Genomic DNA, 20079 nt, shown 5'->3' on the forward strand with positions numbered 1-20079 from the left:
AGCGGGCTTGCTCGCGAATGCGGTGGATCAGTCGATATCAATTTCGACTGATCCACCGCATTCGCGAGCAAGCCCGCTCCCACATTATTGGATCTTGCGTGTTTGATCAGGCCAGTTCGGCCACGACCGACGCCAGTGCCTTGGCCGGATCCGCCGCCTGGCTGATCGGACGGCCGATCACCAGATAATCGGAACCGGCATCCAGCGCCTGACGCGGGGTCAGGATACGGCGCTGGTCATCTTGCGCACTGCCCGCCGGGCGAATCCCCGGGGTCACCAGTTGCAGCGACGGGTGCGCCGACTTCAGTGCGGTGGCTTCCAGCGCCGAGCACACCAGACCGTCCATCCCGGCTTTCTCGGCCAGCGCGGCAAGACGCAGCACTTGCTCCTGCGGTTCGATATCCAGACCGATACCGGCCAGATCCTCACGCTCCATGCTGGTCAGCACGGTCACACCGATCAGCAACGGCTGCGGGCCGCTGCGCTTGGAAAGCTCTTCACGGCAGGCCGCCATCATGCGCAGACCACCGGAGCAATGCACGTTGACCATCCATACGCCCATCTCGGCAGCGGCTTTCACCGCCATCGCGGTGGTGTTGGGAATGTCGTGGAATTTCAGGTCGAGGAACACCTCGAAGCCTTTGTCACGCAAGGTGCCGACGATTTCCGCGGCGCAACTGGTGAACAGTTCCTTGCCCACTTTGACCCGGCACAGTTTCGGGTCCAACTGGTCGGCCAGCTTCAGTGCGGCGTCACGGGTGGGGAAATCCAGGGCGACGATGATAGGAGTCTGGCAGGCGGACATGGATGGGCTCTCAGGCAAGTCGAAATCGGCGCGCATTGTAGCGGAAGCGGCGCCAGCGCGGCACCCGATGATCGGTAAATCGTCGCCGCAAACGTGATCAGCATAGCGCTCGCGGCTATTGTGTCGAACCCGATACACAACCGACACGCCGCCAACAAGCGCCCGCGCTAGCCTCGCCAGCCGCAACACGTCCTTACATCAGCACTTCCCGCCTCACGGCAGGACGCCTATGCTGAAACCACCACCTCGCAGCCCATCTTTGTGGTTGGCGGCCTACTGGCAGATGAACAGCCCCATGCACAACACCCAGACCACCGTGACTGATGAGCAGAAAGACGACAAGCGCTGGAGCATCCGCGCGCTGATCGTCGATGACGATGTGCCGATCCGCGAGCTGATGATCGACTACCTCGCGCGTTTCAACATCCACGCCAGCGGCGTCACCGACGGCGCAGCCATGCGTCAGGCGATGCAGGCCGAGCATTTCGACGTGGTGGTGCTCGACTTGATGCTGCCCGGCGAAGACGGCCTGTCGCTATGCCGCTGGCTGCGCGCCGAATCGGACATCCCGATCCTGATGCTCACCGCCCGCTGCGAACCCACCGACCGCATCATCGGCCTGGAACTGGGCGCCGACGACTACATGGCCAAACCGTTCGAACCACGGGAACTGGTAGCGCGGATCCAGACCATCCTGCGTCGGGTTCGCGATGACCGCACCGAACAGCGCGCCAACATCCGCTTCGACAACTGGCGCTTGAACAGCGTGCTGCGCCAGTTGATCGCCGACGATGGCCTGGTAGTACCGCTGTCCAACGCCGAATTCCGCCTGCTCTGGGTCTTCATCGAACGCCCGCGCCGCGTACTCAGCCGCGAACAACTGCTGGATGCCGCCCGTGGCCGCTCGATCGAGGCGTTCGACCGCAGCATCGATTTGCTGGTGTCGCGCCTGCGGCAAAAACTCGGCGACGACCCGAAAGCCCCGCAGTTGATCAAAACCGTGCGCGGTGAAGGTTACCTGTTCGACGCGCGAGACATCGGCTGATGCGAGCGCGCTTCGACACGCTGTTCGGCCGCCTGTTTGGCATGCTGTTCGTGGCGATCGTCCTGGCGCACCTGCTGGCCTTTGCCTGGTTTCATCACTATGGGCCACCCCCACCGCCGCCCCCGCCGGAGTTTGCCGAGGCCGTCGACGGCCAACGGCCACCGCCGGATCCGCGTTTCGCCCATCGCCCGCCGCGTCCGTGGTTCGGCGGGCCGCTGGTGCCGCTGACCTTCCAGTTCATCTCGCTGATGATCGCTGCGTGGTACGGCGCCAAACTGCTCAGCCGGCCGATCCAGCGCCTGAGCGATGCTGCCGAACGCCTCAGCGAAAACCTCGACAGCCCGCCGCTGGACGAGTCCGGCCCGCGTGAAGCCCGACAAGCCGCGAACACCTTCAACCTGATGCAACAACGCATTCGTGAACAGGTGCAGCAGCGAGCACGCATGCTCGGCGCCGTCTCCCACGACCTGCGCACGCCGCTGTCGCGGTTGAAGCTGCGCCTGGAACAGATCGACGACGAAAAACTGCAAGGTCAGATGCGCCAGGACCTTAACGACATGATCGGCATGCTCGACGCCACCCTCACCTACCTGCACGAACAGCGCACCAGCGAAGCGTTGCAGTTGATGGATGTGCAGGCGCTGGTCGAATCGTTGTGCGAGAACGCTCAGGATCAAGGTGCAGACGTTGAAGTCAGCGGCCATTGCGCACCGCTGCAGGTGCAGCCGATGGCGCTGCGCTCGTGCATCAACAACCTGATGGACAACGCCCTGCGCTACGCCGGACAGGCACGCATCGAACTGCAGGATCAACGCGAGCAACTGCTGATCCGCGTGATCGACCACGGCCCGGGGATTGCCGAAGACAAGCGCGAGGCGGTGTTCGAACCGTTCTTTCGCCTGGAAGGCTCGCGCAACCGCAACTCCGGCGGCGTCGGCCTGGGCATGACCATCGCCCGCGAGGCAGCGCAGCGTTTGAGTGGCCAGTTGAATCTGGAAGAAACCCCGGGTGGCGGCCTGACCGCAATCATCCGCCTACCGCGCACTTAAGAAACACACCTATCCACCGTGGGAGCGGGCTTGCTCGCGAAAGCGGTGTGTCAGTCGACTTCTGTGTTGAATGATCGGCCGCCTTCGCGAGCAAGCCCGCTCCCACAGGTTTCAGTGGTGTTCACTCCGTCGTGTATACCCACCGGTACAAAGCCAAAACACCCAGGACATCTTGCCCCTTGAGTCTGCACAAGCCGGTACACCCACCGGTTTTACAGTCCAAGGAGTGAGCCCATGATCGGTAGCGTCAGCAATTACACGAGCTATACCAGCACCAGCAGCACCTCCACCCAGAACGCCCGCAGCCAACAACTGCAAAAGCAGCTGTTCGCCAAACTCGACAGCAACGGCGACGGCGCGGTGGATCAGGACGAACTGAACAGTGCCCTGTCGCAGAAGTCCGACGACGGCCTGCTGGTCAACCTGAGCAAACAATTTGGCGATCTGGACAGCGACGCCAGCGGCAGCCTCAGCGCCGAAGAAATGACCGCGATGGCGCCTCCGCCGCCTCCGCAGGATCAAGCACCGAACACCGACCTCGCCGACGCCCTGATCAGCGCCCTCGACGCCGATGGCGACGGCGCCATCAGCAGTGACGAACTGCGCAACGGCCTGACCAGCGCCGGCAGCAGCGCCGACAGCAACCAAATCTTCTCGGCCCTGGACAAGAACAAGGACGGCACCGTCAGCCAGGACGAACTCACCGCCAGCCTCACCCCACCACCGCCACCACCGCCGCAACAAGCCTCCAGCAACGAACTGTTCAGCCAACTGGATGCCGATGGTGACGGCAGCATCAGCGAGACCGAACTGAGCAGCGCGTTGCAAAGCAGCGACAGCGCCTCGATGAGTAGCACTGATACCAGCGCTGCATTGCTCAAGGTACTGGACAGCGACAGCAGTGGCGGCGTGAGCAGCGACGAACTGAAAGCGGCGCTACAGGCAGGTCGGGAACGCCCGCCCGAAGAACAGACCGCCAGCACCCAGACCACCAGCGAAGCGCTGAACCGGATGATTGCCAACTTGAGCAAGCAGTACTCGCTGGACAATGCTGCGCCGGTGGGCAAATACCTGAATGTGGCGACTTGAGTTGATGGGGTGATGAGTGATCGTTTCCATGCAGTGGTGTGGGAACGGTCATTTGGGTGTGGCCGTGAGAAGCTGGTTGCCTGATATGCCTCTTCGCGAGCAGGCTCACTCCTACAATTGGATGGAGTGCATTCAGTTGGAGATTGTTCGGCTATAAGGCCGCCTTCGCGAGCAAGCCCGCTCCCACAGTTGGATTGGGGGTGGTCAGTTGGAAATTGGTCGGCTGTCAGGACGCCATCGCCAGCAGGCTGGCTCCCACAATTTTTAACTGTATGCACCGCACGCGGCGAAGCCGCCCCACTCAATGGCCGAGTGTCAGCTCGCCGAAAGCTCTTGATCTTGACCTACGGGCGACATCGGAAGGCTGAGTGGAGGGATTGATCCGGGGGTGGGAGCGCAGCGACCGTTTGGCGAAGCCAAACACAGCGAGAGGAGGTGCAGCGAAGCAAACCGTAGGCGCTGCGCCCGGATCAATCCCGGAGCGAAGGGACCCGGGAGTGTCATAAATTTTGTGTTCGGGCATAACATGTCGCAGAGGTGCATGTATGCCGACCAAAAAGAAACCGGCCCGAGAGGCCCAGCGTGACCTTCCTTCCATTCCCCAAGAGCTGATCGACCAGTTCGTCAGCGGCCCGATGAGTGCCGACGCTATTCAGGATGCCGCGATGGCGTTTAAGAAAGCGCTGATCGAGCGAGCCCTTGGCGCCGAGATGGGGCACCACCTTGGTTATCCTCAGGGCGCGGAGCGCCCTGAGGATTCGAGTAATCAGCGTAATGGCAGAAGCAGCAAGACCGTGCTGACCGAAGACGGCCCGTTGCGTCTGGATATTCCCAGAGACCGCGACGGCAGTTTCGCCCCGATCCTGATCCCCAAGCACGAGCGCCGTTTCACGGGTTTCGACGACAAAATCATCGCCATGTATGCCCGTGGCATGAGCGTTCGCGAGATTCGTGCTTTCCTCTCGGAACAGTACGGCACAGATGTCTCTCATGACTTCATCAGCTCCGTCACCGATGCGGTTCTGGAGGAAGTCAGTACCTGGCAGCAACGCCCGCTTGAGCCCATGTATCCGGTCATGTTCTTCGATGCTCTGCGGGTCAAGATCCGTGACGAAGGCGTGGTTCGCAATAAGGCCATCTACTTGGCTCTGGGCGTGCTGCCGGATGGGACCCGAGATATTTTGGGGATCTGGATCGAGAACACTGAAGGTGCCAAGTTCTGGATGAAGGTCTTCAATGACCTCAAAACCCGGGGCGTCGAAGACGTGCTGATCGCGGTAACTGACGGGCTCAAAGGTATGCCGGAGGCTTTGAGTGCGGTGTTTCCAGAGACAACGCTGCAGACATGCATCGTCCATTTGATCCGCAACAGCCTTGATTACGCGGCGTGGGACAAGCGCCGTGAACTGGCCAAGGCCCTTAAGCCGATTTATCAAGCTCTCAATGCCGATGTCGCCGAATAGGCTCTGGACGCCTTCGAAGCGGGGCCGTGGGGCAAGCAGTATCCGACGATAGCGGCGGCTTGGAGACGCGCCTGGGAGCGGGTTATCCCATTTTTCGTGTTCCCACCCGCGATACGCAAAGTGATCTACACCACCAACGCGATCGAAAGCATCAATTCGCAGTTACGCAAGATCATCAAGACAAGAGGCCACTTTCCAACCGATGAGGCGGCGACAAAACTGATCTGGCTGGCGCTGAAAAACATCACCGCCAACTGGGGCAGCGCCGCCCATGACTGGAAAAGCGCCATGAATCAGTTTGCGGTTTTATATGGAGACCGATTCATCAGGCCGAACTGGTGAAATGAAGGCCTGCCTGACGGCAGGCCATTACCGGCCCGCACACAAAAAATCTGACACTCTCAGGGACCCCGAGCCCCAGCGAGCGGGCCGAACGTAGGAGCAAGCGTTTTGGGTTACTTTTTAGGCGTTTGTAAAAAGTGACTCGCCGTAAGGGCGAAACCGCCAGCCGCCACACCCAAACCAACGGATATGCCCACAACCCCAAAAAAGCCAAGGCGCCTAAACCCGAGCCTGACTCTTGCTCCAATCCGTCAACAAACTATAGGCCACCGCCAACAACGTAGGCCCGATAAACAACCCGATAAACCCAAACGCAATCAACCCGCCAAACACCCCAAGCAACACAATCACCAACGGCAGATTCCCCCCGCGGCTGATCAGATAAGGCTTCAACACGTTATCCACGCCACTGATGATGAACGTCCCCCAGATCCCGAGAAACACCGCCATCCCGTATTCACCTTTCCAGGCCAGCCAGGCCGTGGCCGGAATCCACACCAACGGTGGCCCCATCGGAATCAGACTCAACAGAAAGGTCACGATCCCCAGCACCAGCGCCCCCGGAACCCCGGCAATCAGAAAGCCAACCAACGCCAGAACCGCCTGCGCCGCCGCCGTACCGATCACCCCGTTGACCACCCGCTGCACGGTGCCGGCCACCAGCTCGATGTAATACCCGGCACGCTCGCCGATCAGGCGCTGCAGCAGACCGTGAACAAACGCCGCCAAGCGCGGCCCGTCGCGATAGAAAAAGAACACGAAGACAATGCTCAAGGTCAGCTCGAGAATCCCGCCGCCAATCTGCGCACTGCGCGCCAGCAGCCAGTTCCCGACCTGCCCCAGATACGGTTTGATCGACACCATCAGCGCTGCGCCCTGCTGATCAATGCTGTTCCAGATCCCCACCAGCCGCTCGCCCACCAATGGCACGCTGCCGAGCCAGACCGGCGCCTCCGGCAGACCATCGACCTGCACATCCTTGATGAACGCGGTGGCGTCGCGCACATGATCCGCCAGGTTGAACCCGAGCCACACCAGTGGCGCCGCCACCAGCAACATCCAGCCCAAGGTCAAAATGGCCGCGGCAAGTGATTCGCGGCCATTGAGCCAACGGGTCAGCAGACGCATCAGCGGCCAACTGGCGAACGCCAGCACCGCGCCCCAGAACAGCGCCGACCAGAACGGCGCCATCACCCACAGGCTGGCACCGAACAGCACCAGCAGGAGGATTTGCACCAACAGCCGATCGTTATTGAGCATGTACAGTCTCGAAGAAGTCAGTCGGTCAAAGAGTAGGCGAACACGCCGCGCGTGCACGCCCGATGCAGCTTACCGCAACAGATCGATGCGCAGGCCAGAGCCGTCGGCGCTCCCCGCCTCCATCCGTGCCGCCCGTACCCCCTGACCGATCAGCGCCTGACGCCAGGCCTCGGCCTTGGGTCCGGCAATCGTCACGCGTTGGGTGGTGTCGAGGTTCAAGCCACGGGAAATCAGTCGTAACCAGGTGTCATCCGGATCGCCGGTCAGCTTGGGAAAGTCCAGTTCACCGGTACTTTTGAGCTGTCGCAACAGCGTGGCCGAGGTCGGCAGCAACACGCCCAGCGGCGCGCCCGCTTCGAACTGTTCGACATGCAGGTAGGCTTTGCGATTACCGCGGGTGATGCTGTAGAGCGCCACCAGGGTGTTGTCCTTTGGTGCGGCCAGACGCAACAGCAGATAGGCCTGTTGCTCATCGGCACCGTACAGCTTGGAGTTGCCGAACACTTCATTGGCCCACAGGCTGCTTTCGCCACAATCACGGGCCTGACACCAGAACAGCAACTCGGCGTCCTGCTTTTGCAGGGCTTCGCGGGCGGCGGTGAAGGCTTCGGTGGCGGAATGCTCAGGCGGCAACTCGTAGGTGACCGAAGTGGTCTGGCCGCGCGCCGTGACCTGGCCGTCAAAGCGCAACTGGCCGCTGATCTTGCGGATCGAGCCCAGCGGATAGATCCGCTCAAGCTCCACAGGAGTGCGATAGTCGACGATCTGCGCATCGGCCAGACGCGGCACGATCTGCAGATCCTGGCTGCCGGGCACGTCGGCGGCGAACGAAACGGAACTGAAACAGCACAGCGCCAACAGACTGAGTGACCGCATAGTCAGGCTCATCGGATCGGCATGGCTTGGCGGGTCGGGGGCGCAGCGGTATAGAAATCCATCGTGTTTGTCTCCCATTTCAACCCGCCCAGCCTCGACAGTTGCCCGGTGCAAGTCAAGGAATGGCGAAGAAGCGATTGAAACAGTCTGCGACAAGGTCGGCACCGGACTCATCGTTCAGGTGCAAATGATGCCCGCCCGCCAGCTGTTCCTGGCTAAAGGGTAGCCGCTCCAGCAACTCCGGATGTTTGGCCAGCATGCCGTCGGCGGCCACCACCAGTTGCGCCGGACAGGTGATGCGCTGGACGAAAGCCATCGCCTGCTCCTGCGTCAGGCGCAACGGCGACGGCAGGGTCAGGCGATTGTCGGTGCGCCAGGTATAACCGCCGGGCACCGGCATCAGGCCGCGTTGCGCCAGCAGTTCGGCGGCTTCGCGACTGACCGCCACCAAGCCCTTCATCCGTGCTTCGATAGCGCGGTCGAGGGTGTTGTAGACCGGCTTGCGCTTTTCGCGCAGATCCAGTTGCGCCTGCAGGGCCATGCCCATGCGCTCGGCAGCATTTTCGGCTTTGTCCGTAGGAGGAATCACCCCGTCGATCAATGCCAGATGAGTGATGCGCTCTGGCAACGAGCCGGCCAGCACCAGCGAAACGATCGCGCCCATCGAATGCCCGAGCAGACCGAAGCGTTTCCAGCCCAGTTGCTCGGCGACCTGCAATACGTCATGGGCGTAGTCCCACAGCGCATAACCGGCGCCATTCGGTCGATGCCCGGAATGCCCATGCCCGGCCATGTCCAGGGCGATGATGCGCAAACCTTTGAGCTTGGGTGCCAGGCGCGCAAAGCTGTTGGCGTTGTCGAGCCAGCCATGCAGGGCAATCACCGGCAGACCGTCCTCGGGACCGAACAAGTGCGCCGCCAGTTCGATATGCGGCAGGCTCAGGCGCACTTCTTCGAAGGTCGGGTTCATGCGCAATCCTTCTGTTGGCGGCGCTCCCAGCGCGTAAACAGCTCTTTGAGCAGGCGCGCCGTGTCTTGCGGACGCTCGAGCGGGAACATGTGCCCGCCGGGCATGCTCAGCGCTTCACCCTGCGGCAGGCGCCCGACGAATCGGCTGTGATGACGCATGACCACGCGGCTCTTGTGGCCACGCACCACGGCCAGCGGCACCTGCAATTGGCGCGTGCGGCCCGGACTGGTGTGCGGCACGCCGCGATAGATACTGATTTCGGTGGCGGGGTCGAAGCGCAGACGCAGCTTGTCGCCGACCGCATGCAGCCCGTGTTGCAGGTAGGCATCGAAACATTCCGGATCGAAACCGCGAAACAGGGTCTTGCCGGCAAAATAGCTGCGCGCCGTGTCGAGATCGGCGAACTCTTCGCGCCGCCCCAACGTACGTCCGGCCGGGGTCAGTTTGTCGATGAAGCCGAAGCGCTTGGCCGCGCGGATCACCCACTGGTCTGTGCGGGTCAGCACCGGCGAGTCGAGCATGACCACGCCGCGATACAGCTCAGGGCAACGCAACGCCGCGTGCAGGTGCAACACACCGCCAAACGAATGGCCGACGCCCCACACCGGCTGATCCTGTTGCTGCAGATGGTGGATCAGTTCGTCGACCAGGTTGTACCAGTTATCGTCCGCCGGGAAACGCGGGTCATGGGCATGCTGTTCCAGATGCGCGACCCGATACTCGGGCGCCAGCGCCGCGAACAACTTGCCATAGGTGCCCGAGGGAAACCCGTTGGCGTGGGCGAAAAAGATCGGTTGCGACATGCAGGTTTATCCATGAGCGGAAACATGCCGCTGATTGTCCGCAAGAGCGCGGCCCTGAGCAATGACCGTAACTGCCAGGAATGATGACAGTCCGGACAGCATGATGGTGTTTCAGGGAGATCGCTTCCCCCTCACCCCAACCCTCTCCCCCAAGGGGGCGAGGGGGGAAAGGGAGCTGATCTGCATGAATTTCAAAACCTGAACTCGGCTCGATAGCTCAGGTCGGCGCAACTCGAACATCCAGCCCGATCAGTCCCCTCTCCCTCCGGGAGAGGGTTAGGGTGAGGGCGGCTGCTCGCCCAATGGCACCACCGCCATGGTCAAACGCGACACACAACTGGCCTTGCCCTCGTCACTGGTCAGGCGGATATCCCAGACATGCGTGGTGCGACCGATGTGAATCGGCTTGGCCACCGCGGTCACCCGCCCGCTGCGCAAACCGCGCAAATGGTTGGCGTTGATCTCCAGCCCCACGCAGTAGAACTTGCTGGCATCGATGCACAGATAACTGGCCATCGAACCGACGGTTTCCGCCAGCACCACCGAGGCGCCGCCGTGCAGCAGACCGTAAGGCTGGTGGGTGCGGTGGTCGATGACCATGCTCGCCGTCAGCGATTCCTCGTCGAAGGACTCGAAACGGATATCCAGCACTTCGCCGATGGTGTTTTTCTGGATTGCGTTCAACTGCTCGATGTTCGGAGTGGTGCGCCACAAGCTCATCGCAGGCTTCCTTTGTTGTTTTGGTGGTCACTCAATCCTGCCACAGCACCGCCTCGCTGCGCGCGCTCCATTCTTCAAACCGCGCGCCGTAGGTGTCTTCAATGACGTTGCGCTTGATCTTCAAGGTCGGCGTGAGAAAACCGTTTTCCACCGCCCAGCTGTCCTTGACCACCACCAGCCGGCGCAGGCGCTCGTGTTTGTCGAGCACGGCGTTGACCTCTTCGAGCAGTTTTTCCAGGCTCGAATGCAGACTGGCCCGCCCTTCTTCCTGATTGACCGTCGACAGTACGCACAAGCCCAGCGGCGCACTCAGGCCATCGCCGACAACACAGACCTGTTCGATCCGCGAGTGCACCGCCAGCCGGTTTTCAATCGGGGCCGGGGCCACATATTTGCCTTTGCTGGTCTTGAAGATTTCCTTGAGCCGGCCGGTCAGGCGCAAGCGCCCCTCGGCATCCTGCTCACCCTTGTCGCCGGTACGCAGGAAGCCGTCCTCGGTGAGGGTCTCGGCGGTTTTCTGCGGTTCCTTGAAATAGCCGAGCATGTTCGCCTGACTGCGCACCTGCACCTCGCCGGACTCGTCGATCCGCACCTCGACCTCCGGGCACGGTTTGCCGATCCAGCCCTGTTTGTATTGGCCCGGCAGGCAGATGTGCGAATAGCCGCAACTCTCGGTCATGCCATACACCTCCAGCACATCGAGGCCGAGTTTCTGATACCAACTGAGCAAGGTCTGCGGCACCGGTGCCGCGCCGGACAGGGCGACGCGCAAGGCATCAAGGCCCAGGCCGGCCAGCACCTTGTGCCCGACCCGCTTGCCAAGGAACGGCAGGCCGAGCAGGAAATCCAGGCGTTTAGCCGGAATCTTGCCGTACACGCCCATCTGGAATTTGGTCCAGATCCGCGGCACGCCGAACATCGCCGTGGGCCGCGCCCGCTGCAGATCGGTGATGAAGGTGTCGAGGCTTTCGGCAAAGAACACGGTTTGCCCGGTGTAGATCGAGGCCAGCTCAACGAACATGCGTTCGGCGACATGGCACAGCGGCAGGTACGACAGCAGCCGGTCTTGCTCGTTAAGCCCGAACAGTTGCGTGCCGCGAGTCGTGGCGAACCCCAGATTGGCAAAGCTGTGCATCACGCCTTTGGGCAACCCGGTGGTGCCGGAGGTGTAGATGATGGTTGCCAGTTGCTCCGCCGCAGGACGCGGATCATCCTGGATCGGCGAGCTTTTTTGCAGGTCATCCCAACTGAAATCGAACTCGCCGGGCGGGTGCAGCGGCAGGCTGATGGTCGGCAAATCCGCCGGCACACCGACCGACATGCCCGGCCAGTCATCGAGTTTGCCAATGAACGCCAGCACACTTTCCGAATGCGTCAGCACCTGATTCACCGAGTCGGCGGTCAGGTTGGGATACAGCGGCACCGAGACGTGCCCGGCCATCCAGATCGCCAGATCGGCAATGATCCAGTGCGCGCAGTTTTTCGAGATCAGCGCGATATGGCTGCCCTGCGGTAATTCCCGGGCGCGCAGCCAGTGCGCGGCGCAACGCGCTTGATGACCGACGTCGGCCCAGGTCAGGGTCTCGACCTGCCCGCCGCCGATGGGCTGCACCAGAAAGCGCTGGCGCGGGTGCCGGGCCTCACGCTCGTAAAACATATCCAGCGGCAAACGGAAGGCGGCAGACATGCGACTCGCTCCTGTTTTTTGGGTCTGGAGCAAGCGTAGTCAACCAAGCAAGTGCTTGGTTGGAAAATTCAAACAAATAATTTCAACTGAAAATGAGGGCCCTGTGGGAGCGGGCTTGCTCGCGAATGCGGTCTATCAGTGACATTTACAGTGACTGACACAGCGCATTCGCGAGCAAGCCCGCTCCCACAAGGAATCAGCGTCAGGGGTGCTTGAGACTGTTGAGGGTCATCGAGCCGATCAGCAGCTCAGGGCTTTCCAGCTCGGCCAACCCCGCCGTACCGACCTTCTCCGGCGGATATCCGGCGCCATGCTGCAGATAGCTCAGCAGATTGCCCACCAACGGGTTGTGACTGACCAGCAGCACATCGCTCACCGACACCAGTTGATCGGCTACCTTGTCCGGATCGCTCTCCGGCGTCAGCCAGCCGACCGTGCGGATCTCCGGCTCGAACCCCAGCGCCTCGCGGACAATCTGTGCGGTCTGTTGCGCGCGCAGATAAGGGCTGGCGTAGATCGCCGTCAGTGGCTGGCCGATCAATTGCGCGGCGCTGCTCAACGCTTCTTTGCGACCGTGTTCGGTCAACGCCCGCTCGGAGTCAGGGCACGAGCCGTAAGGCACCGCCTCGCCGTGACGCAACACCCAGAGTTTCATAGCTTGGGTTCCTCATCGCGGGCCGGATGCGGCGCTGGTGGCACGGCGTGCGGTGCTTCGCCTTCCGGGGCACGCGGGGTTGGCCAGTCGGCAAACGGCCAGGGTTTCTGGTCGCTGTGAAAGCTGCCGAAGCGGCCGATCTGCGCGAGGAACTGGCTCAGGCTGTCGCCGAAATTCATCAGGCTGGCGCTCGGCGCGCCGTAAATCAAACGATAGATCAGTTGCACCAGCACCACGGCGCCGAGGATGAACTGCGCCACTTGCCAGACCAGCACGTAGACGATCATCCACAGCACCCGCAGGAGAATGGATTCGTACTTGGCTTCGGTTTTCGGATCGTTCATGGCTCGCTTCCTGTTGAATCAGTTGAAACCGCTGGTGGAAATAAAGTCGACGTCGGTTTTCGGTTCGGCACGCATCAGTAGACCGATCACCTGCTCCAGCGTGCGTCCTTCAAACAGAATCGCATGCAGCCCGGCGACCAGCGGCATGTACACGCCAACCTCCTGGGACTTGGCCTTGAGCACCTTCAGGGTGTTCACGCCTTCGGCGACTTCGCCCAGACGCGACACCGCTTCATCAAGGCTCAAGCCCTGACCGAGAGCAAACCCGACCTGGTAGTTGCGGCTCTTCGGCGACGAGCAGGTGACGATCAGATCACCGACCCCGGCCAGACCGAGGAAGGTCATCGGGTTGGCACCCTGGTTCACAGCGAACCGGGTCATCTCGGCCAGGGCGCGAGTGATCAGCATGCTCTTGGTGTTCTCGCCCATCTCCAGCGCCACCGCCATGCCGGCGATGATCGCGTAAACGTTTTTCAACGCCCCACCCAGCTCGACGCCGAAACGGTCAGCACTGGCGTAAACGCGGAAGGTGCGACCATGCAACGCAGCCTGTACCGCTTTGCAGAGTTCTTCGTCTTCGCTGGCGACCACGGTGGCGGTCAGCGCGTGCTCGGCGATCTCCCGCGCCAGATTCGGCCCGGACAGCACACCAATACGTGCCTGCGGGGCGATTTCTTCGAGGATCTGGCTCATCAGTTTGAAGGTGTGGGCTTCGATGCCCTTGGTCAGGCTGACCAGCATCTTGCCGCTCAGGCGCTCGGCGTGGGCGGCCAGCACCGTGCGCAATGCGCTCGAGGGCAGCGCGACGAAGCACAGCTCGCAGGCGTCGAGGGTGGCCTGCAGGTCAGTGACCGCAGTCACTCCCGGCAGAATCTTGATGCCTTTGAGGTAACGCGGATTCTCGCGGTTGACCCGGATGGCCTCGGCCTGCTCGGGGTCACGCATCCACTGCCGGACTTGATGGCCGTTCTCGGCCAATAGATTGGCCACGGCGGTACCAAAACTTCCGCCTCCCAGGACCGCAATCGGGCGCTGTTCAGTCATATGCAATCCGTTAATCCATACCAGTGGCGATGCCGGCATTATACGGGGCGACCGGAGCGCGGCCAGCCCCTGCGTCAATTACCGACACTTGTAGGAAGAAGACCAATAAAGCCGAGGAAAATGCCCGCATCGTGACTGGAAAAGTCACTGTCCTCGGTTAACATGCGCGCCAATTCTTTGCGATCAAGGCCGTGCCGTGTCTGTTGGCTCTCCCCCCTCGCGTTCGTCACTGCTGCTGGCGCTGCTGTTCAGCCCGGTGTTGCAGGCGGACGACCTGTTTGTCGACAGCGAAACGCTGCCGCAGGTGCTGACGGCTACTCGCCTGAAACAGACGCCGGCGGAAGTGCCGGGGAGCATGACCGTGCTTGACAGTGAGCTGATCAACGCCAGCGGCGCGCGGGACATCAGCGAGTTGCTGCGGCTGGTGCCGGGGATGATGGTCGGCAACATCAACGGCAATCAGGCTGCGGTCAATTATCACGGAACCAATGCCAGTGAAGCGCGGCGCATGCAGGTGCTGATCGATGGCCGCTCGGTGTACCGCGCAGGCCTGGCCACGGTGGACTGGAGTGACATTCCGGTGGCCATGGAAGACATCGAGCGCATCGAGGTTTTCCGTGGGCCGAACACCGTCAGCTACGGCGCCAACGCGCTGATGGCGGTGGTCAACATCATCACCCGCAACCCGGCGGACAGCCACGGCACGCGCCTGAAGTACACCCGTGGCCAGCGCGGCATCAACGATTTCTATGCCAGCCAGGGCACGGGGTGGAATGGCGGCGACTTGCGCCTGTCGCTGTCCGGCCAGGAAGACGATGGCTTCGACAGCGACCGCACCGGCGCCGATTACCGTGACAGCCGCCGCTTGAACCGCTTCAGCCTCGCCGTCAGCCAGACCCTGAGCGACAACCAGAGCCTCGACTGGCAAATCAACGCGAAGGACGGCAGTAACCAGCGGCCCTACACCTACCACCCGGTGTTCTCGGGGATTACCGCTGCCGGGAACAATTCCGACGTGGTTGCCAAGGATTACGCCGGCTCGGTGCGCTGGAATCTCGACATCAATCCCGAACACAGCCTTTATATACAAGGTTCGGCCCAGCACTGGGATCGCCAGCAAGTGTGGCGCGCCTGCGATGCCGAAGTGTCGTTCAGCCCGCAACTGACCCAACTGTGGCAACTCAACCCGAACTACACCGAACGCCTGGCGCGCAACATCACCCGCTTCACCGGCCCCGGTCCGGAAGCCGGAACCCCGCAGGAAATGGCCCTCGCCAATCAGGTGCTGAATCAGTGGCGCAACGGTGCCAGCCAGACCTTGTGTGGCGACATCGATCAAAGCGCCCGCGAATCACGCTACGACCTCGAATTGCAGGACACCCTCAGTCTGTCCGACAACCTGCGACTGGTCAGCGGCCTGAACTATCGTTACGACCGGGCCGACTCCGAGACCTACTTCAACGGCACGCTGGACGACACCACCTGGCGCGCGTTCGGCCAACTGGAGTGGCGCGCCAGTGAACACTGGCTGTTGCAGGGTGGCGCCATGTTCGAAAACACCCAATTGATCGGCAGTTCGCTGACGCCGCGATTCGCCGTCAACTACCTGATCAACCCGCGCCATGGCCTGCGCGCGGTGTATTCGGAGGCGATCCGTTCGCCGGACATGTTCGAGAACAACGTCAACTGGAGCTATCAGGTGAGCAACCTGCGACCGTCCGCCTATGGCCAGTCTTCGGCGCGCTACTTCGTCAAGACCCGTGGCCCGGGCAATCTCGATCAGGAACACATGCGCTCGCGCGAACTGGGCTACAACGGCTATTTCGCCGAACTCGGGCTGGCCGTGGATGTGAAGCTGTTCTACGACGAAATCACTGGGATGATCAGCGAGCCGCTGCGCAACAACCAGTACATCGCCAGCAACGCCAACAGCTCACGTTTTCGCGGCAGCGAAACCCAGCTCGACTGGCGCCTGAGCATGATCGATCGCCTGCGCTTCACTTACGCTTTCGTCGACGCCGAAGCGAGCAATCCGCTGGATCAGCAATTCACCTCGCGCAACAGCGGTTCTGCCGGCTGGCTGCGTGATTGGGGCCACGGCTGGAACAGCGCGCTGTTCTATTATGGCGACAACGCGCTCAACGGCTACCGCTTCGAGCGCGTCGACACGCGCATCGCCAAACGCATCCCGCTGGGCAAGGCACAACTGCAACTGGCCGGCGTGCTGCAGCAGCGGCTCGACAATGAACCGACCACTTTCGTCGACAACAATTACGACGAACGCCGGGTGCTGTACTTCAGCGCCGAGCTGGAGTTCTAGAGTGCGCTACGCCACGCCAAACAAGACGCCAACCCTTGGCCACTGGCTGGCCGGTGTCTGTCTGTTTTTGACCGCGTGGCTGCACGGCGTGGCGGTGCAAGCCGCCGATATTCTGTTGACCGGCGCCGAAGAAAGCCCCGGGGTGCAAGCCTTCGTCCAGGCCCTGAGCGAGCTGCGTCCCACCGACAACGTGCGGTTCCAGCCGCTGGCCAGCCTGCCGGCGCCGGGCAAGTTGCCGAGCAATCTGCGGATGATTCTGCTCGACCTGCCCAGCCTCGACTGGCGCCTGCAGGAGCCCCAGGGCCCGGCGACGCTGGTGTTGCGCATCAGCCGATTGCAAGCGCGGCAACGCCTGGGTGGCGCACAACCGCCGCACTTGAGTCTGCTATGGAGCGATCCACCGCTGGGGCGGCAACTGCAACTGATTCGACGGATTCTGCCGCAGGTGCGCCGGGTCGGCGTGCTGTTCGACCAGCACAGCGAATTCCTGCTCAAGGAGCTGCACCAGGCAGCAGCGCCGCTGAATCTGCAAATCGTCAGCCAGCGTTGGGACAACACCCAGGACAGTCGCCCGTTGCAAAGCGTGCTGAGAAACAGTGACGTGCTGCTGGGCCTCGACGATCCCGATCTGTACAACCCGAAAACCGCGAAAAACCTGTTGCTCAGCAGTTACTCCCGGCAAGTGGCGCTGGTCGGGCCGAACGCGGCGTTCGTGCGGGCCGGCAGCCTCGCCAGCACTTACAGCGATCAGCCCGACTGGCTGGCGATCCTTGACCGGTTGCTCGATCGCCCGCCGGCGACGTGGCCGCGCACGCTCTACCCCGATCGTTTCAAGGTCTCAAGTAATGTGCAGGTCGCTCGTTCCCTGGGTATCGAGCCAATCGATGAAGCGTCTGTTGCCCGCCAGTTGGCTGAAGGAGAAAGCCACCCATGAATCTGCGTCGCCGCTGGGACATCAACACCCGCACGCAATTGATCAGCCTCGGCCCGGCCCTGCTGCTCACGCTGCTGCTGATCAGTTTCTTTACCTTCGTGCGGATTCAGGATTTACGGCAGGAGCTCAATCACACCGGGCAACTGATCGCCAATCAACTGGCGCCCGCCACCGAGTACGGGGTGATTTCCGGCAACAACGAAGTGCTGGAAAGCCTGCTCAAAGCGACCCTGGCCACACCGAACGTACGCTTTCTGGAAGTGCAGGACAGCGCCAACCGGATTCTCGCCTACGTTGAGCAAGCCGCCGATGCGCACAACCGCCCGCATCAGGTCGAGGTGTTCCAGGCCCCGGTGCGCCTGCAACGGATCGCCCTCAACAGCGATTTTTTCCACGACGCCAAAGCCAGCAACAATGTGACCAGCGAGGACTATCTGGGCCGGGTGATTGTCGGTCTGTCCAACGATGCCTTCAGTCAGCGCCAACAGGAAATTCTGCTCAAGGCCGGGATTCTGGCGTTGTTTGCCCTGCTCTTCACCTTTGTTCTGGCGCGGCGTCTGGCCGGCAGCCTGTCGGCGCCGATCCGCGATATCGGCAACGCGGTCAAGGCGATTCAGCAAGGCGATTACAAGACCCCACTGCCGATCGTCGATGACACCGAGTTGGGCGCCCTGTCGCAGCACATCAACAACCTCGCCCAGGCACTGGAGCAGGCCAGCCGCGAACAGCATCAGGCGATGGCGCAACTGATCCAGACCCGCGAGGAAGCGGAAAAGGCCAACAATGCCAAATCCGATTTTCTGGCGATGATGAGCCATGAACTGCGCACCCCGATGAACGGAGTGCTGGGCATGTTGCAGTTGCTGGAAACCACCGACATGACCGAGGAGCAGATCGAGTACGCGGCGCTCGCTTCCGAGTCCACCGAACACCTGCTGAAAGTCATCAACGACATTCTCGACTTCTCGCGGATCGAACGCTCGGAGCTGGAGCTTGAGCACATTCCGTTCAACCTCGCCGACCTGATCGGCGCTTGCGCCCAGTCGTTCCAGCACAGCGCGGTGCAGCGTGGCCTGGATCTGAACCTGCGGATCCCCGAGGACATGCGCGCCTTGCAGGTGCAGGGCGACCCGACGCGGATCCGGCAGATTCTGGTCAACCTGGTGGGCAACGCCTTGAAGTTCACCGAGCGCGGCCGGGTCAGCATCGAGGCGCAGTGGCAGGCGCTGGATCACGAGTTGCTGTGGTTCACCTGTTCGGTGCGCGACAGTGGCATCGGTATCTCCTCGGAAAGTCTGGAGTTGATGTTCAATGCGTTCCAGCAGGCCGACAGTTCGATTTCCCGGCGCTATGGCGGCACCGGCCTCGGCTTGCCGATCGCCCGCACCCTGGCCGAACGCATGGGCGGGACGTTGCGCGCGCAAAGTGAAGAAGGCCTGGGATCGGTGTTCACCCTGGAAATCCCGCTGGCCTTATATAAGCAGACGTTGCCGCAACTGGCGGCACCGCGTGCAGCCAACGGCAACGGGCATGGTGAGGGGCGCAATGTGTTGCTGGTGGAGGACAACCCGGTCAACCAGACGGTCATCGAAGCCATGCTGCGCAGCCTCGGCTTTACTGTCAGCGTCGCTACCGATGGCGCACAAGCGGTGCGCAGCGCCGAAGGCAATGATTTCGAAGTGATTCTGATGGACTGCCGCCTGCCGATCATCGACGGTTACGAGGCGACTCGGCAGATCCGTCAACTGCCCGGACGCGGCGAGGTACCGATCATCGCGCTGACCGCCAACGCACTACAGGGCGACCGCGAAACCTGCCTTTCGGCGGGCATGAACGATTACCTGGCCAAGCCGTTCAAACGCAATGACCTACAACAGATTCTGCAGCGCTGGGTGCAGTAGTGACGGTTTTTCGACCATCTGCGACTGGCGTGAAAAGCGAAAGTGCGGCAGTCTTAGGCACCCGAACGAGCCTCAAAAGAGGCTCGAATAAAAATTTCAGTGCACAAGTGTACATTCATGTCCTTGGTGCTGTGACTTTCACCACAACGCAATAGTCTATGAGTAGGCTGCCGGTACGAGGCATGAACGCGTCGATCGGCCGGGAAGATTTGCCCCACCTGCCGCATGGGATTATTGAGGAGCTCGCATGACCAAACAAAACGCCTTTACTCGGGAAGACCTGCTGCGCTGCAGTCGCGGTGAGCTGTTCGGCCCAGGTAACGCGCAACTGCCCGCCCCGAACATGCTGATGGTGGATCGCATCACCCTGATCAGCGAAGAAGGCGGCAAGTACGGCAAAGGTGAATTGGTCGCCGAGCTGGATATCAACCCTGACCTGTGGTTCTTCGCGTGCCACTTCGAGGGCGATCCGGTGATGCCGGGCTGCCTGGGTCTGGACGCCATGTGGCAACTGGTCGGCTTCTTCCTGGGCTGGCAAGGCCTGCCGGGCCGTGGCCGTGCGCTGGGTTCGGGCGAAGTGAAATTCTTCGGCCAGGTCCTGCCGACCGCCAAGAAAGTCACCTACAACATTCATATCAAACGCGTCCTCAAGGGCAAGCTGAACCTGGCCATCGCCGACGGTTCGGTGACTGTCGACGGTCGCGAAATCTACACCGCCGAAGGCCTTCGCGTCGGCGTGTTCACCTCCACTGACAACTTCTAAGGGTTATTC

The 20079-nt window shown here is 61.7% G+C and carries 17 protein-coding genes and 1 pseudogene; 8 read left to right on the forward strand and 10 right to left on the reverse strand.

From position 1 onward, the window contains the following. Window positions 1–106: 106 nt before the first annotated feature. Entirely contained in the window at window positions 107–805 is a 699-nt protein-coding gene (gene pyrF, locus ACOYXI_RS11670; protein WP_047295723.1) for an orotidine-5'-phosphate decarboxylase, read from the reverse strand. A gap of 295 nt (window positions 806–1100) precedes the next feature. On the opposite strand from pyrF, the gene ACOYXI_RS11675 reads away from it, so the two are divergent. The 4 genes and pseudogenes from ACOYXI_RS11675 to ACOYXI_RS11690 all read left to right on the forward strand — a co-directional run bounded on the left by ACOYXI_RS11675 (window position 1101) and on the right by ACOYXI_RS11690 (window position 5793). Beyond that, window positions 1101–1850: a response regulator gene (locus ACOYXI_RS11675; protein WP_041073744.1), complete on the forward strand. Its 750-nt coding sequence runs from the start codon at window positions 1101–1103 to the stop codon at window positions 1848–1850. Then, the gene (locus ACOYXI_RS11680) at window positions 1850–2899 is read left to right on the forward strand and encodes an ATP-binding protein (RefSeq protein ID WP_225135956.1); all 1050 of its coding nucleotides are present in this window, start codon (window positions 1850–1852) and stop codon (window positions 2897–2899) included. Before ACOYXI_RS11675 ends, ACOYXI_RS11680 begins: the two co-directional genes overlap by 1 nt. 234 nt (window positions 2900–3133) lie before the next feature. Then, window positions 3134–3988, forward strand: a complete 855-nt coding sequence (gene xopAW / locus ACOYXI_RS11685; protein WP_461674859.1) for a XopAW family type III secretion system calcium-binding effector — start codon at window positions 3134–3136, stop codon at window positions 3986–3988. Between the two features lie 545 nt (window positions 3989–4533). Next, window positions 4534–5793 (forward strand): annotated as a pseudogene (locus ACOYXI_RS11690) (IS256 family transposase). A 219-nt stretch (window positions 5794–6012) separates the two neighbouring features. Here the strand turns inward: ACOYXI_RS11690 and ACOYXI_RS11695 are convergent. The 9 genes from ACOYXI_RS11695 to ACOYXI_RS11735 all read right to left on the reverse strand — a co-directional run bounded on the left by ACOYXI_RS11695 (window position 6013) and on the right by ACOYXI_RS11735 (window position 14152). Next, entirely contained in the window at window positions 6013–7053 is a 1041-nt protein-coding gene (locus ACOYXI_RS11695) for an AI-2E family transporter (protein ID WP_027612318.1), read from the reverse strand. A gap of 69 nt (window positions 7054–7122) precedes the next feature. Further along, window positions 7123–7929: a DUF4892 domain-containing protein gene (locus tag ACOYXI_RS11700; protein WP_225135960.1), complete on the reverse strand. Its 807-nt coding sequence runs from the start codon at window positions 7927–7929 to the stop codon at window positions 7123–7125. 115 nt (window positions 7930–8044) lie between these two features. Further along, the gene (locus ACOYXI_RS11705; RefSeq protein WP_461674860.1) at window positions 8045–8899 is read right to left on the reverse strand and encodes an alpha/beta hydrolase; all 855 of its coding nucleotides are present in this window, start codon (window positions 8897–8899) and stop codon (window positions 8045–8047) included. Next, window positions 8896–9702, reverse strand: a complete 807-nt coding sequence (locus ACOYXI_RS11710) for an alpha/beta fold hydrolase (protein WP_134787092.1) — start codon at window positions 9700–9702, stop codon at window positions 8896–8898. The genes ACOYXI_RS11705 and ACOYXI_RS11710 overlap by 4 nt, the downstream gene beginning before the upstream one ends. Window positions 9703–9978: 276 nt before the next feature. Then, window positions 9979–10422 carry a hotdog fold thioesterase gene (locus ACOYXI_RS11715; RefSeq protein WP_134787093.1) on the reverse strand — a complete coding sequence of 148 codons (444 nt, stop codon included), beginning with the start codon at window positions 10420–10422 and terminating at the stop codon, window positions 9979–9981. A gap of 31 nt (window positions 10423–10453) precedes the next feature. Then, window positions 10454–12109 (reverse strand): AMP-binding protein, encoded by a 1656-nt coding sequence (locus tag ACOYXI_RS11720; RefSeq protein ID WP_098965069.1) that lies wholly within the window; start codon window positions 12107–12109, stop codon window positions 10454–10456. 202 nt (window positions 12110–12311) lie between these two features. Then, the gene (sixA, locus tag ACOYXI_RS11725) at window positions 12312–12764 is read right to left on the reverse strand and encodes a phosphohistidine phosphatase SixA (protein WP_134787095.1); all 453 of its coding nucleotides are present in this window, start codon (window positions 12762–12764) and stop codon (window positions 12312–12314) included. After that, complete coding sequence (locus ACOYXI_RS11730; protein ID WP_007968953.1) at window positions 12761–13108, reverse strand: DUF4389 domain-containing protein; 348 nt, start codon at window positions 13106–13108, stop codon at window positions 12761–12763. Before ACOYXI_RS11730 ends, sixA begins: the two co-directional genes overlap by 4 nt. An 18-nt stretch (window positions 13109–13126) precedes the next feature. After that, window positions 13127–14152: an NAD(P)H-dependent glycerol-3-phosphate dehydrogenase gene (locus tag ACOYXI_RS11735; protein WP_027612311.1), complete on the reverse strand. Its 1026-nt coding sequence runs from the start codon at window positions 14150–14152 to the stop codon at window positions 13127–13129. A 196-nt stretch (window positions 14153–14348) separates the two neighbouring features. Between ACOYXI_RS11735 and ACOYXI_RS11740 the strand changes: the two genes are divergently transcribed. The 4 genes from ACOYXI_RS11740 (at window position 14349) to fabA (ending at window position 20070) form a co-directional block, all read left to right on the forward strand. Then, complete coding sequence (locus ACOYXI_RS11740; protein WP_461674861.1) at window positions 14349–16472, forward strand: TonB-dependent receptor plug domain-containing protein; 2124 nt, start codon at window positions 14349–14351, stop codon at window positions 16470–16472. A 1-nt stretch (window position 16473) separates the two neighbouring features. Then, complete coding sequence (locus ACOYXI_RS11745; protein WP_225135969.1) at window positions 16474–17406, forward strand: ABC transporter substrate-binding protein; 933 nt, start codon at window positions 16474–16476, stop codon at window positions 17404–17406. Next, complete coding sequence (locus ACOYXI_RS11750) at window positions 17403–19307, forward strand: response regulator (RefSeq protein ID WP_461674862.1); 1905 nt, start codon at window positions 17403–17405, stop codon at window positions 19305–19307. The genes ACOYXI_RS11745 and ACOYXI_RS11750 overlap by 4 nt, the downstream gene beginning before the upstream one ends. Before the next feature lie 247 nt (window positions 19308–19554). Continuing rightward, the gene (gene fabA / locus ACOYXI_RS11755; protein ID WP_003227150.1) at window positions 19555–20070 is read left to right on the forward strand and encodes a 3-hydroxyacyl-[acyl-carrier-protein] dehydratase FabA; all 516 of its coding nucleotides are present in this window, start codon (window positions 19555–19557) and stop codon (window positions 20068–20070) included. Window positions 20071–20079 lie beyond the last annotated feature (9 nt).

It is taken from the genome of Pseudomonas sp. G3-19, assembly GCF_054855875.1.

Coding starts and splice junctions, on each gene's coding strand:
- pyrF (WP_047295723.1), bottom strand. CDS start 805: ATGTCCGCCTGCCAGACTCCTATCATCGTCGCCCTGGATTTCCCCACC.
- xopAW (WP_461674859.1), top strand. CDS start 3,134: ATGATCGGTAGCGTCAGCAATTACACGAGCTATACCAGCACCAGCAGC.
- ACOYXI_RS11710 (WP_134787092.1), bottom strand. CDS start 9,702: ATGTCGCAACCGATCTTTTTCGCCCACGCCAACGGGTTTCCCTCGGGC.
- ACOYXI_RS11675 (WP_041073744.1), top strand. CDS start 1,101: ATGCACAACACCCAGACCACCGTGACTGATGAGCAGAAAGACGACAAG.
- ACOYXI_RS11680 (WP_225135956.1), top strand. CDS start 1,850: ATGCGAGCGCGCTTCGACACGCTGTTCGGCCGCCTGTTTGGCATGCTG.
- ACOYXI_RS11695 (WP_027612318.1), bottom strand. CDS start 7,053: ATGCTCAATAACGATCGGCTGTTGGTGCAAATCCTCCTGCTGGTGCTG.
- ACOYXI_RS11750 (WP_461674862.1), top strand. CDS start 17,403: ATGAATCTGCGTCGCCGCTGGGACATCAACACCCGCACGCAATTGATC.
- ACOYXI_RS11735 (WP_027612311.1), bottom strand. CDS start 14,152: ATGACTGAACAGCGCCCGATTGCGGTCCTGGGAGGCGGAAGTTTTGGT.
- ACOYXI_RS11715 (WP_134787093.1), bottom strand. CDS start 10,422: ATGAGCTTGTGGCGCACCACTCCGAACATCGAGCAGTTGAACGCAATC.
- ACOYXI_RS11720 (WP_098965069.1), bottom strand. CDS start 12,109: ATGTCTGCCGCCTTCCGTTTGCCGCTGGATATGTTTTACGAGCGTGAG.
- ACOYXI_RS11700 (WP_225135960.1), bottom strand. CDS start 7,929: ATGCGGTCACTCAGTCTGTTGGCGCTGTGCTGTTTCAGTTCCGTTTCG.
- ACOYXI_RS11705 (WP_461674860.1), bottom strand. CDS start 8,899: ATGAACCCGACCTTCGAAGAAGTGCGCCTGAGCCTGCCGCATATCGAA.
- fabA (WP_003227150.1), top strand. CDS start 19,555: ATGACCAAACAAAACGCCTTTACTCGGGAAGACCTGCTGCGCTGCAGT.
- sixA (WP_134787095.1), bottom strand. CDS start 12,764: ATGAAACTCTGGGTGTTGCGTCACGGCGAGGCGGTGCCTTACGGCTCG.
- ACOYXI_RS11730 (WP_007968953.1), bottom strand. CDS start 13,108: ATGAACGATCCGAAAACCGAAGCCAAGTACGAATCCATTCTCCTGCGG.